Genomic DNA, 12,526 nt, shown 5'->3' with positions numbered 1-12,526 from the left:
AGAACCGGACACACCACGGACCGGACACCACGGACCGGGCACACCAGAACCGGACAGCAAGCAGGGAGTCGGGCATGAGCCTGCAAGGACAACGGATCGTCGTCGTCGGCGGCACGGCGGGTATCGGACGGGCGGTGGCGGAGGCCGCCGCGCGGGAGGGCGCGGGCGTCGTGGTCGCCTCGCGGCGGCGGGAGAGCGTGGACGCCGCGCTGAAGCGGCTGCCCGAGGGGACCGAGGGGCACGTCCTGGACGCGACCGACGAGGAGGCGGTGCGCGGCTTCTTCGAGCGGATCGGCGGCTTCGACCACCTCGTCTACACGGCCGGTGAGCCGCTCCTGCTGGAGAGCCTCGCCGACTCGGACCTCGGGCGGGCCCGGCGCTTTCTGGACACGCGGCTGTGGGGCGCGTACACGGCTGTCAAGTACGGCGCCCCGGCGATCCGGCCGGGCGGCTCGGTGGTGCTGACGACCGGCACGGCGGGCCGCCGCCCGATGCCGGGGACGACCGTCGCGGCGAGCCTGTGCGGGGCGATGGAGTCGCTCACCCGTGCGCTGGCCCTGGAGATCGCCCCGGTCCGCGTCAACGTCGTCTCCCCGGGTGTGGTGCGCACGGAGCTGTGGCGTGAGCTGCCGCGGGCGGACCGTGACGGCCTGTTCGCGGCGTCCGCCGCGGCCCTGCCCGTGGGCCGGGTGGGCGAGGCCGAGGACGTGGCCGAGGCGTATCTGTACCTGATGCGCAACGGCTACAGCACCGGCGCGACCGTCGTGGTGGACGGCGGCGGCCTACTGGTCTGAGCCCGGCTCCGCCGTGAACCGCACCTGCCCCACCGACACCACGGTGCCCAGCCGGGGAAAGTCCAGCCGCACCGACGCCTCGTGCTCGGCGGCCGTGAACGCGGCCATGGCGTCCTCGACGAAGACGAGGTCGTAGCCGAGGTCGCCGGCCGCGCGGGCGGTGGACTCGACGCCGAGGTTGGTGGCGATGCCGCCGAAGACGAGGGTGGTGACGCCGTGTTCACGCAGCCGCTCGTCGAGTTCGGTGCCCTGGAAGGCGCCGATGGTCCGCTTCACGATCTCCAGGTCGCCCTCGTGCCGGAGCCCGGCGGCCAGCGCGCTGCCCGGCGGCTGCTCGGCGACCCCGGGCCGTTCGACCCGGACGAGGACGACGAGGGCACCGACCGAACGGAACGCGGCCGCCAACTCCTGCCCGGCGGCGAGGACTTCGGTCCCCTTGTGGGGTTCCAGGGGCAGGGCGAGGATGCGGTCCATCAGGTCGACGAGCACGAGGGCGGTGCGCGCGGGATCGAGTGCGAGGGGTGCGGTCATGACGGAACGTTATCCGCCGTCAGCCCTCCGTACCGGAGATACCGATCAACAGGCCCGTGAACAGCTCGGGGAAAGGTGATCCCGCGCCCCCGTGGCTGCCATGGGTGACGAACCGTCAGCCCTAGCATGGCCGGATGATCGGACCAAAGAGGCCATGTCGCCTCTTGTCACCATGTCCGCGCGTACGTCCGAGATCGCCGCATGTCCGTCCGAGATCCCCACTGACCGTGACGGCCGCCCTGTCCACCCTGTCTGCCCTGTCCACCCTGTCCGTCTTGCCCGTCCTGGCCACCCTCCCGGGCCCCGCGCACGCCGGTCCGGCCGTCGCGGCACCCGTGTTCGAGCAGCAGGTGCTGTTCCGGGCCTCCCAGGACCCCGGCTACGCCTGCTTCCGTATCCCGGCGATCGTCAGGACGGGCGCCGGGACGCTGCTGGCGTTCGCCGAGGGACGGGTCCTCAACTGCGGTGACGCGGCCGACATCGACATCGTCCTCAAGCGCTCCACGGACGGCGGCCGCACCTGGGGCCCGCTCCAGGTCGTGGACGAGGGCGACGGGGACACGCACGGCAACCCGGTACCCGTCGTGGACCGGGCGACCGGGCGCGTCCTGCTCGCCGCGACCCACAACACCGGCCGCACGGACGGCGAGAACTGCTCCGTGCCCTGCGACCGCGCCCCGCACCTCCTGCACAGCGACGACGACGGCCGGACCTGGTCGGCGCCGCGCGACCTGAGCACCGGAATCCGGCCCGCGCACTGGAACTCCTGGTACGCCACCGGCCCCGCGCACGGCATCCAGCTCACCCACGGCCCGCACGCGGGGCGCCTGGTCCTCGGCGTCAACACCGAGACCTGGGACGGCACCCGGGTCACCGCCCACCACGCCGCACTCGTGGTCAGCGACGACGGCGGCGAGCACTGGAAGGCCGGCGCCACCGACACCTGGCCGGTCGCCGCCGACGGCACCTTCCGGCAGAAGCCGTCCGAACTCACCCTCGCCGAACGCGCCGACGGCTCGGTCCTGGTCAGCGGCCGCGAACAGGACGGCACCGACCTCGGCCACCGCACCCAGACCGTCAGCACCGACGCCGGCGACAGCTTCACCACCCCGTTCACCACGCTCCCGGACCTGTACGCGCCCCAGGTCCAGTGCGCCGCCCTCCCCTTCGGCGCACGCCTGCTGCTGTCCTGCCCCGGCGACCCCGACCGCCGCAGGACCCTGCTGATCCGCTCCTCCCACGACGGCGGCGCCACCTGGGACAGCGCGGACCGCGGCGCGGTCGTGACCGGCGACTGGTCCGGCTACTCGGACCTGGCGCCGATCGACGACACCACGGTGGGCCTGCTGTACGAGAGCGGCGCCGTCGACGCCCGCGACGAGATCCGCTTCGCCCGCTTCACCGCGGACCGCCTGCCCCCGCGCCCCGCACCGGACCCGACCACCGCCGACCTCGCGCCAGGCGCCGAGGAAGCGGCCGTGCTGGGCGGCGCCGCGCCGACGGCCGGCGTCTCGGGCGGGGCCCTGTCCTTCGACGGCGCCGACGACGCCGTACGCCTGCCGCACCGGGAGGGACTGCCCCTCGGGACGAAGGACTTCACGGTGTCGCTGTGGTTCCGGCGGACCGCCGCGGCCGGGGAGCAGCCGCTGCTGTGGATGGGCGGGGTCGGAGGCCAGCCGCAGGTGTCGCTGCGCGCGGAGGGCGGCGGTGTGCAGGGGCGGATCGTCGTACGGGACGGTGCGGCGGCCGTGCGCACGGCAGCCGTGAGTGCCACCGGCGGCCATGACGACGGCCGGTGGCACCGGGTGGTCCTGCGCCGGGGCGGGGGCCGGCTGACGCTGTTCGTGGACGGGACGGCGACCGGTACGGCGGACGTGCCCGGTTCGGTCAGCCGCAACGCGCCGTTCGGTGTGCACGTCGGGCAGCGGATGGACGGGCGGGCGTTCTTCACCGGGGCGATCGACGAGGTCCGCGCCTGGGACCGGGCGCTCACCGACGCGGAGATCGTGTCCGGGATCCCGCTCGCGGGGAACACGGTGATGTGGTTGCCCATGGACCGGGTGGACCGCAGCCACTAACGTCCCGTGCGTGCCCGAGGACTCACGAGCACGACAGCGGACGGGAACCGGGGTCGGCCTGCTGCTGACCCTGGTTCTCGCGGCCGTGCTGCTCACCGCCCTCCCGGACGACGACGGCCGGCCGGAGGGCTGCGCGCCGCGCGCGGTCGGCTCGTGGGCGGCCGACGGCGGCCTCACCGCCGAGTTCGCCCGCTACGGCGACGACGCGTCCCGTACCGACGACTGGACCGGCGGCGACGGCACCCACTCCGTGCGGCTGCCCGACGGCCGCTTGCTGTGGCTGTTCTCGGACACCTATCTGGGCCAGGTGTACGGCCCTCCGAACCCGGCCGGCGAGTCCTTCGCCTGGCGGGACACCACCGCCCCGCTGGTGCGCAATTCGGCGGTGGTGATGCGCGAGGGCCGTCTGGAGTCCACGCTCCCGGCCCCGCTCTTCCCCAACCCGAGCTCCGACCAGTGGCGCTGGCCGGTCGCGGCCCGGGTCGAGCCCCGCTCCCCCGGCTCCTCGGAGCAGGTCCTGCGGGTGCTGCTGTGGGTGCGGACCGCGGGCGCCGCGCCCTGGGTGTTCGGCGTGCCCACGGCCACCGAGGTCGCCACGCTCTCCCTGCCCGACCTGCGGGTCGAGTCGGTCGTGAAGGTGCTCGACCAGCAGGCGGTTCCGGACCCCTCCCGGCGCGTGCTGTTCGGGACCACGCTGGTGACGGAGGGCGGCTGGACGTACGTCTTCGGCGGCGACGACGGCCAGGCCGCCTCCCGGCCCGCGTCGCGGGCGTACGCGGCGCGGGTGCCGGAGGGTGGGCTGGGGGATCCGGCCGCCTGGGAGTACTGGGACGGCTCCGAGTGGACCTCCCGGGCCCGTCCGGCCGCGGTGCTCGGGGACGGGCGGCGCACCGGGGTGGGCAGCGCGTTCTCGGTGGTGCGGCGGGACGGGACGTACGTGCTGTTCACGATGGCCGCGGGCACCCGCGGGCTGACGACCGTGACCTCCTACTGGGCGTGCTCCCCCACGGGGCCCTGGCACGGCCCGGCGCGGGACCTGACACCCGCGCTGCCCGAGGGCCAGGTCGCCGCCTACAACCCGCAGATCCATCCGGAACTGGGAGACGGCGGACGGCTGGTGCTGAGCTACGACGTCAACTGGCTGGAGCCGACCGCCGCGGCGGCGCAGCTCAACCGGAACGTGTCCCTGTACCGACCGCGGTTCGTGACGCTTCGGCTGGAGCCGACGGACTGACCTCCGGGAGCGGGTCGCGGGCGCGGCGCTTGGCGATCACCGCGCACACCATCAGCTGCATCTGGTGGAAGAGCATCAGCGGCAGCACCGCCAGCGAGGCGTGCGCGCCGAACAGCACGCTCGCCATGGGCAGTCCGGCGGCGAGGGACTTCTTCGAACCGGCGAACTGGATGGCGATCCGGTCCTCCCGGCCGAAGCGCAGCGCCTTGGCGCCGTACCAGGTCACCAGCAGCATCACGGCGAGCAGCACGGCCTCGACGACCAGCAGACCGGCCAGCCGGGCCGGGCTGACCTGGTGCCAGATGCCCTGCACCATGCCCTCGCTGAAGGCGGTGTAGACGACGAGCAGGATCGAGCCGCGGTCGACCAGGCCGAGCACCTTCTTGTGCCGGGTGACGAATCCGCCGATCCAGCGGCGCAGCAGCTGTCCGGCGACGAACGGCACCAGCAGCTGGAGCACGATCTGAAGGAGCGAGTCCGCCGAGAAGCCCCCGGCACCGCTGCCGAGCACGGCGGCGGCCAGCAGCGGGGTGAGGACGATGCCGACCAGCGAGGAGAAGGAGCCCGCGCAGATCGCGGCGGGTACGTTGCCCCGGGCCATCGAGGTGAAGGCGATCGAGGACTGGATGGTCGAGGGGACCAGTGTGAGGAACAGCAGGCCCTGGTAGAGCGGGTGGGTCAGGAAGACCGGGACGAGGCCGCGGGCCGCCAGTCCCAGCAGCGGGAAGAGGACGAACGTGCAGGCCAGGACCGTGACATGGAGCCGCCAGTGCTTGACCCCGGCCATCGCCTCCCGGGTGGAGAGCCGGGCGCCGTAGAGGAAGAACAGGAAGGCGATCGCCGCCGTGGAGGCGCCCGAGGCCACCTCCGCGCCCGTCCCGCGCGCCGGTACGAGGGTCGCGAGACCCACCGTCCCGAGCAGCAGCAGGATGTACGGGTCGATCGGCATCCAACTCGGCCATCGCAGGCGTTTCACGGTGCTCCACTTGCTGGTTGACAGGTACGTGTGCGGTCGGGCGACGGGTACCCCGGGCCGGGCGCCCCTGACGCTCCGCGCCGGGCCCGGAAGGCCCCCCTCCATCGTGCTCCTGATCCCCGCGATCGGGAATCCGGCATACCACTCTGACTGTCATCACGTTTCGCGATAACCTGGCGGGCGTGTACGACCCTTCCCAGTTGCGTACGTTCCTGGCGGTGGCCCAGACGCTGAGCTTCACGCAGGCCGCCCGGCGGCTGGGGCTGCGCCAGTCGACCGTCAGCCAGCATGTGCGGCGCCTGGAGGAGGCCGCCGGGCGGCAGCTGTTCAGCCGGGACACCCACTCCGTGGAGCTGACCGAGGACGGCGAGGCGATGCTCGGCTTCGCGCGCCGGATCCTGGAGGTGCACGAGCAGGCGACCGCGTTCTTCACCGGGACGCGGGTGCGCGGCCGGCTGCGCTTCGGCGCCTCCGAGGACTTCGTGCTGACCCGGCTGCCCGAGATCCTGGAGGGCTTCCGCTACGACCATCCCGAGGTCGACCTGGAGCTGACGGTCGAGCTGTCGGGCACCCTGCACGAGCGGCTCGCGGCCGGGAAGCTCGACCTGGTCCTGGCCAAGCGGCGTCCCGAGGATCCGCACGGCCGGCTGGTCTGGCGCGACGAACTGGCCTGGATCGGCGCGGAGCGGCTCCGGCTGGACCCGGAGCGTCCGGTGCCGCTGATCGTCTATCCGCCGCCGGGCATCACCCGGGCGCTGGCCCTGGAGGCGCTGGAGCGGCAGGGCCGCGAGTGGCGTGTGGTGTGCACCAGCGGCAGCCTCAACGGCCTGGTCGCCGCGGCCCGCGCCGGGCTCGGCGTGATGGCCCACTCACGGGGGCTCGTCCCGCCCGGCCTGGTCCGCGTCCCCGACCGCTTCGGCCTCCCCGAACTGGGCCGCGTCGACTTCGTCCTCGTCCACGGCCACCGCCGCACCGCGGCCCACGGCGCCGCGGACGCGCTGGCGGCGGCGATCCTGGCGGGCGGGGACCGGCTGCACCGTCGCTGAGCGCCACCGAGCGCCGGCCCGTGCATACAGCCCGGCGGTCCGGGGTAGGTGCGGGAGACAGCGCGTCCGGTCACCGCACAGCACCGGTAACGGAGTGACGAAATCCGGTTCTTGGACGCTGAAGGGGAGGACGGCGCGACCGCCCGGCCGGACCCGGGCCCGGCGTGTCGGGCGTGACCGGGTCGTAGCGATTCGGTGGAGATTGCGGGAGCGAAACTTACCCAACCGTAAGGATTCTGTCCGACCCTTCCCCTTGTGAGCGTATTTCGCGTCACTGACCAGCGGAAACCTGAACACTGCTCGTGTTCGTCCCCCCTCCCGCCCGATGCGCGGGTGGGGTAGCTTTCACGGCGCTGTGCGGAGCGCCACAAGGAGCGGGGAGCGGGGTTTGCGCGAGTTCACCAACCCTCCGTTGGCGTTGGCACCGCCGGTGGGCGGACTGGCCGACGTCGTCTACGAGCATGCCCAGAACGACCCCCTCTACATCGCGCTCGGCCGCAAGGACGACACGGGCCAGTGGCGCGACGTGACCTCCGCGGAGTTCCGCGACGAGGTCCTCGCCCTCGCCAAGGGCCTGCTCGCCGAGGGCATCCGGTTCGGCGACCGGGTCGCCATCGTCTCCCGCACCCGCTACGAGTGGACGCTCTTCGACTACGCGCTGTGGACCATCGGCGCCCAGGTCGTCCCGGTCTATCCGACCTCCTCGGCCGAGCAGTGCTTCTGGATGCTCTACGACTCCGAGTGCACGGCCGCGATCGTGGAGCACGAGGACCACGCGATGACGATCGCCACCGTCATCGACCGGCTGCCCCAGCTGCGCCGGCTGTGGCAGCTGGACTCGGGCTGCGTGCAGGAGCTGTACGACGCGGGCGCCCACCTCGACGACGAGATCGTGCACCGGCACCGGCAGGCGGTCACCCCCGACTCGACCGCCACCGTCATCTACACCTCGGGCACCACCGGCCGCCCCAAGGGCTGTGTCATCTCGCACGGCAACTTCATGTACGAGTCGGACACGGTCATCCGGCGCTGGGAGCCGGTGTTCCACTCCAAGCGGGGAGACGAGGCGGCGACGCTGCTGTTCCTGCCGCTCGCGCACGTCTTCGGGCGGATGGTGCAGGTGGCCGCGATCCGCGGCCGGGTGCGCTTCGGCCACCAGCCGCAGATGAACGCGGCCGCGCTGCTGCCGGACCTCGCCGCGTTCAAGCCGACGTTCTTCCTCGGCGTGCCGTACATCTTCGAGAAGGTCTTCAACGCCTCCCGCCGCAAGGCCGAGAAGGACGGCAAGTCCGGCGCCTTCGAGAAGGCCGTCGACGTGGCCGTGAAGTACGCGGACGCGATGGAGGCCAAGGCCTGGGGCATCGGTCCCGGTCCGTCGGCCGGGCTGCGGATGCAGCACCAGCTCTTCGACAAGCTCGTCTACTCCAAGATGCGGGCGGCGATGGGCGGCCGCATCAAGCAGGCCATGACCGGCGGTTCCGCGATGGACCGCAAGCTCGGGCTGTTCTTCGCCGGGGCGGGTGTGCACATCTACGAGGGATACGGCCTCACCGAGTCCACCGCGGCCGCCACCGCCAACCCGCCCGAACGCACCCGCTACGGCACGGTCGGCCAGCCCATCCCGGGCATGACCGTGCACATCGCGGACGACGGGGAGATCTGGCTGCGCGGGCAGAACATCTTCCAGGGCTACCTCAACAACCCCAAGGCCACCGACGAGTCCCTGCACGACGGCTGGCTGGCCACCGGTGACCTCGGCTCCCTCGACGAGGACGGCTATCTCACCATCACCGGCCGCAAGAAGGAGATCCTGGTCACCTCCGGCGGCAAGAGCGTCTCCCCCGGCGTGCTGGAGGAGCGGGTGCGCGACCATCCGCTGGTCGCGCAGTGCATCGTCGTCGGCAACGACCGCCCGTACATCGCCGCCCTGGTCACCCTCGACCAGGAGTCCGTGGAGCACTGGCTGACGATGCGGGACAAGCCGCAGATGCCGGCGGCCCAGCTGGTGCGCGACGCCGACCTGGAGGCGGAGGTGCGCCGGGCCGTGGTCGCCGCCAACACCCTGGTCTCGCAGGCCGAGTCGATCCGCACGTTCCGCATCCTGGCCCAGCCCTTCACCGAGGAGCACGGCCTGCTGACGCCGTCGCTGAAGCTGAAGCGCAAGGCCATCGAGAACGCCTACGCCAACGAGGTCGAGGCCCTCTACCGGGCCTGACGTCCCGTCACACCAGCTGGTAGCCCCGGAGGTTGGTGAGCAGCAGGTAGGTGTCCTGGAGCGACCCCGAGGTGTCGCCCAGCGAACGGTAGATGCCCCACTTCGGGCGCACCCGGTCGGCCAGGAAGGTGTCGACCCCGCTCTTCGAGGCGTCGACGACGGTCGAGCCTCCGGACCTGAGGATCCAGCGGACCGAGCCCGCCGAGCCGTTGCCGACCTTGATCTGGAAGTCGACGTCGGTCCACCGGTCGTGCAGCGGAGCGAGATCGGTGCGACCCACGAGGATGTCGCTGTCGAACAGCTTCAGCTCGATGGTCTGCCTGCCTCCCCCACGCTCGGCTTCGCTCGCGCGGGAGGTACCCCCATCCCGGCGCAGCGACTGCACGACGATCGGCGAGGTGCCGGAGCCGGGCTGCTTCATCTGCATGATGTGGGTGAAGCCGGTGGTCGCCTTCAGCGAGCTCGGGATGTACATCGCGTAGGTGACCCGCCAGGTCTGGCCCTCGGTCCACCGCAGAAAACCGCCGCCGGTGCGCAGGCCGGTGACCTCCTGGCGCTGACGGTCGGTCGAGGTGTCCCGGTCGGCCATGTGCATGTTGAAGCGCCAGTTGTTCCCGGTCGCGAAGATGTGCGGCTGCCCACCGGTGTGCGAGTCGGCGCGGTCGTCCTCGATCGTCTCGAAGGCGCGCAGGCCGTCGCCGCTCGCGGAGGGGGCCCACTTCTGCTGCCAGGAGGCGGCGTGGGCCGGGCTCGCGGCCGGCAGACCGACCGCGGCCGCCGTGGCGCCGCCGAGTGCGGCGCCCAGCAGCTTGCGTCTTGTTGCGCTCATGACATTCATCACCTCGCGAATGGAGAAGGTGCGTTCACATCCATGGAAGGGGTTCAGCGACTCGTTCGTCGGCGGGATCCAGAGTCGCCGCACGAGGTTCCGCGGTCAATGGTCCGGACCGAAGAAGCCGGATACGTTTCCGGTCAACTTCGGTGGTCCTGTGATGATTCGCCGGGCAGCGCGAACGGATTCCCGGATCAGGAATGCATCACGGCTCGTGATCGTTGACGATGGGCGTACCACCTGTCGGCAACCGTAAGGATCAAGAGCTCGTGAGCAAGGTCCCCCCGATCATCCTCAACAACGGCGTCGAGATGCCCCAGCTGGGCTTCGGAGTCTGGCAGGTGCCGGACGACGAGGCGGAGCAGGCGGTCACCACCGCGCTGGAGGCCGGGTACCGCAGCATCGACACAGCGGCGATCTACGGCAACGAAGAGGGCACCGGCAAGGCGATCGCCGCCTCCGGCCTGGCCCGCGAGGACATTTTCGTCACCACCAAGCTCTGGAACGGCGACCAGGGCTACGACTCCACGCTGCGCGCCTTCGACACCTCGCTGGAGAAGCTCGGCCTGGACTACGTGGATCTGTACCTCATCCACTGGCCGACGCCGGAGCGCGACCTGTACGTGGACTCGTACAAGGCGTTCGAGAAGCTGCACGCCGACGGCCGGATCCGGGCGATCGGGGTCTCCAACTTCGAGCCCGAGCACCTTCGGCGGCTGATCGCCGAGACGTCGGTCGTCCCGGCCGTCGACCAGATCGAGCTGCACCCGCACCTCCAGCAGTCCGCGGCCCGCGAGTACCACGCCGAGCAGGGCATCGCCACCGAGGCGTGGTCGCCGCTCGGCCAGGGCAAGGGCCTCCTGGAGGTCCCGGCGATCGTGGCCATCGCGCAGAAGCACGGGCGCACCCCGGCCCAGGTCGTCCTGCGCTGGCACCTCCAGCTGGGCAATGTCGTGATCCCCAAGTCCGTGACGCCGTCCCGGATCAAGGAGAACATCGAGGTCTTCGACTTCACCCTGGACACCGAGGACCTGGCGGCGATCAGCGCCCTGAACGAAGACCGTCGACTGGGCCCGGACCCGTTGACGTTCAACCAGGCCTGAGGGCCTTCTCACCGGTGGAGCGTCCCGGTCTCCCGCTTACGGGCGGGGGCCGGGACGCTTCGTCTGTCACCCCTCTGACGTCACCGGCTTGACGCGGGCATGCAAAGGGAGCACGTTGGATCGCGAAAGTAAGGAAACCTTCCTGACAGAAGAAGCAGAAGAAACAGAAGGACCCTTCCCATGCGTATCCCCCACACGCGTATCCCCTCTCTGCCCCTCGCCTCCGCCTGCGCGGCCGTCCTGCTGACCGTCGCGGCACTCTCCGCGGGCGCCGCCTCCGCCTCGCCGCCGTCCCTCCGGGAGGGCACGGTCGGCGCGGCCGAGCTGCTCGCGAAGGTGACGTCCTGCACCCGGATCTCCCAGGGTGAGTACCGCACCGACGAGGAGACCCCGGCCACGGTGCCCGTCTGTGGCGCGGACGGCGCGGTGTTCTGGAAGGCCGACATGGACATCGACTGCGACGGACAGCGCACCGCGCGGTGCAACGAGAACACCGACCCCTGGTTCCAGCCCGACACCGCCTTCCACCAGTCCGACGGCAGGCCGCTGCGCTCCGACACCCTGCCGTACGTCGTGGTGCCGAGCATCAGTGAGACCTGGAACTACCCGGGCGCGGGCATCGGGGGCGGTGGCGTGGTCGCGGTGATCCACGGCGGCAGGGTCCAGTACGCGGTGGTCGGCGACACCGGCCCGAAGAGGATCATCGGCGAGGCCTCGTACGCCACCGCCGAGGCTCTCGGCATCGATCCCGATCCGGCGACCGGCGGCACCGACGCCGAGGTGACCTACATCCTGTTCCCGCACTCCCGGGTCTCCCCCATCGAGGACCACGACGCGGCGATCGCCCTGGGCGACCGGCTCGCGCGGGAGTTCGTCCGGGGCGACTGACGCCGGCCGTACGTCAGTTGGGCTGCCCGACGGGCCGTACGACGACCGTGTTCACGTCGACGCCCTCGGGCTGCTCCATGGCCCACACCACCGACGCGGCGATCTGGTCGGCGGTGAGCAGGTGACCGGGCGGCAGGCTGCCGTAGGAGTCCCAGAAGGGGGTCTCCACACGGCCGGGCGCGATCAGGGTGACGCCGACGCCGAACTCGGTCACCTCACGGCGGGTGTTCTCGGCCAGACCGGTCACCGCCCACTTCGTCGCCCCGTAGATGTTGCCGGGCGTGGGCACGAACCCGGCGACGCTGCCGACCAGCACGATGCGCCCCCGGCTCTCCTTCAGGGCGTCGATGGACGCGCGGATCAGCAGCGCGGGGCCGAGCACGTTGGTCAGCACCATCTCGGTCCAGCCGGCCGGGTCGCCCGTCGCGACCGAGTCGTGGGTGGCGAATCCCGCGTTGGCGACGACCGCGTCCAGACGGCCGAACTCCTTGAGCGTCCGGTCGACGGCCGACCGCACGTCCTCGTAGTCGGCCGCGTTCCCGGGAATCGTCAACAGGCCGTCGGGGCGGCCGAGTTGCTCGGCGAAACCGTCCAGCCGCTCCTCCCCGCGGCCGGTGACGGCCACCCGCTGACCCGCGTCGAGCAGCCGCCCGGCCACCGCGGCGCCGATCCCGCTGCCGCCGCCGGTGATGAGCGTGACCGGTGAGTCGGTCATGAGTACCCCCTGTGGTTCTTCCTCGTCCTGGGTGGACGAGGGGAGTCCATCAGTTGGAGCACTCTCGAAGTCAAGGGGATCCGAGTCGAGGGGCTCCGGGTCAAGGGGATCCGA

The 12,526-nt window shown here is 71.7% G+C and carries 11 protein-coding genes; 7 read left to right on the top strand and 4 right to left on the bottom strand.

The features are described from left to right. Positions 1 to 74: 74 nt before the first annotated feature. Complete coding sequence (locus SLINC_RS36970) at positions 75 to 794, top strand: SDR family oxidoreductase (protein WP_067442737.1); 720 nt, start codon at positions 75 to 77, stop codon at positions 792 to 794. On the opposite strand, the gene SLINC_RS36965 is transcribed toward SLINC_RS36970, so the two are convergent. After that, positions 783 to 1,325 carry an isochorismatase family protein gene (locus SLINC_RS36965; RefSeq protein ID WP_067442735.1) on the bottom strand — a complete coding sequence of 181 codons (543 nt, stop codon included), beginning with the start codon at positions 1,323 to 1,325 and terminating at the stop codon, positions 783 to 785. The two genes, SLINC_RS36970 and SLINC_RS36965, sit on opposite strands and share 12 nt — an antisense overlap. Positions 1,326 to 1,459: 134 nt before the next feature. Here SLINC_RS36965 and SLINC_RS36960 point away from each other — a divergent pair, with 134 nt between their 5' ends. Together SLINC_RS36960 and SLINC_RS36955 are read left to right on the top strand one after the other, a co-directional pair. Continuing rightward, complete coding sequence (locus SLINC_RS36960) at positions 1,460 to 3,403, top strand: sialidase family protein (protein ID WP_079164920.1); 1,944 nt, start codon at positions 1,460 to 1,462, stop codon at positions 3,401 to 3,403. Between the two features lie 10 nt (positions 3,404 to 3,413). After that, complete coding sequence (locus tag SLINC_RS36955; protein WP_067442732.1) at positions 3,414 to 4,637, top strand: DUF4185 domain-containing protein; 1,224 nt, start codon at positions 3,414 to 3,416, stop codon at positions 4,635 to 4,637. Here SLINC_RS36955 and SLINC_RS36950 read toward each other — a convergent pair. Continuing rightward, positions 4,573 to 5,586 carry a bile acid:sodium symporter family protein gene (locus tag SLINC_RS36950; RefSeq protein WP_067442730.1) on the bottom strand — a complete coding sequence of 338 codons (1,014 nt, stop codon included), beginning with the start codon at positions 5,584 to 5,586 and terminating at the stop codon, positions 4,573 to 4,575. The genes SLINC_RS36955 and SLINC_RS36950 overlap by 65 nt on opposite strands. Before the next feature lie 209 nt (positions 5,587 to 5,795). Between SLINC_RS36950 and SLINC_RS36945 the strand changes: the two genes are divergently transcribed. Both SLINC_RS36945 and SLINC_RS36940 read left to right on the top strand, forming a co-directional pair. Beyond that, the gene (locus SLINC_RS36945; protein WP_067442728.1) at positions 5,796 to 6,659 is read left to right on the top strand and encodes a LysR substrate-binding domain-containing protein; all 864 of its coding nucleotides are present in this window, start codon (positions 5,796 to 5,798) and stop codon (positions 6,657 to 6,659) included. A 388-nt stretch (positions 6,660 to 7,047) separates the two neighbouring features. Further along, a complete protein-coding gene (locus SLINC_RS36940; RefSeq protein WP_067442726.1) occupies positions 7,048 to 8,874 on the top strand; it encodes an AMP-dependent synthetase/ligase in 1,827 nt (608 codons plus the stop codon). 7 nt (positions 8,875 to 8,881) lie between these two features. Here the strand turns inward: SLINC_RS36940 and SLINC_RS36935 are convergent, their stop codons facing one another. After that, positions 8,882 to 9,703 (bottom strand): heparin lyase I family protein, encoded by an 822-nt coding sequence (locus SLINC_RS36935; protein ID WP_067442724.1) that lies wholly within the window; start codon positions 9,701 to 9,703, stop codon positions 8,882 to 8,884. 314 nt (positions 9,704 to 10,017) lie between these two features. Between SLINC_RS36935 and SLINC_RS36930 the strand changes: the two genes are divergently transcribed. Both SLINC_RS36930 and SLINC_RS36925 read left to right on the top strand, forming a co-directional pair. Next, positions 10,018 to 10,809 (top strand): aldo/keto reductase, encoded by a 792-nt coding sequence (locus tag SLINC_RS36930; protein ID WP_211292809.1) that lies wholly within the window; start codon positions 10,018 to 10,020, stop codon positions 10,807 to 10,809. 180 nt (positions 10,810 to 10,989) lie between these two features. After that, a complete protein-coding gene (locus SLINC_RS36925; protein WP_067442719.1) occupies positions 10,990 to 11,697 on the top strand; it encodes a glycoside hydrolase family 75 protein in 708 nt (235 codons plus the stop codon). 13 nt (positions 11,698 to 11,710) lie between these two features. On the opposite strand, the gene SLINC_RS36920 is transcribed toward SLINC_RS36925, so the two are convergent. Next, a complete protein-coding gene (locus SLINC_RS36920) occupies positions 11,711 to 12,412 on the bottom strand; it encodes an SDR family oxidoreductase (RefSeq protein WP_067442717.1) in 702 nt (233 codons plus the stop codon). Between the last annotated feature and the right edge of the window lie 114 nt (positions 12,413 to 12,526).

It is taken from the genome of Streptomyces lincolnensis, assembly GCF_001685355.1.
GTDB classification, from domain to species: domain Bacteria; phylum Actinomycetota; class Actinomycetes; order Streptomycetales; family Streptomycetaceae; genus Streptomyces; species Streptomyces lincolnensis.
The sequence above is the reverse complement of the archived record's forward strand: the minus strand, read 5'-3'. Positions and strand labels throughout refer to the sequence as shown.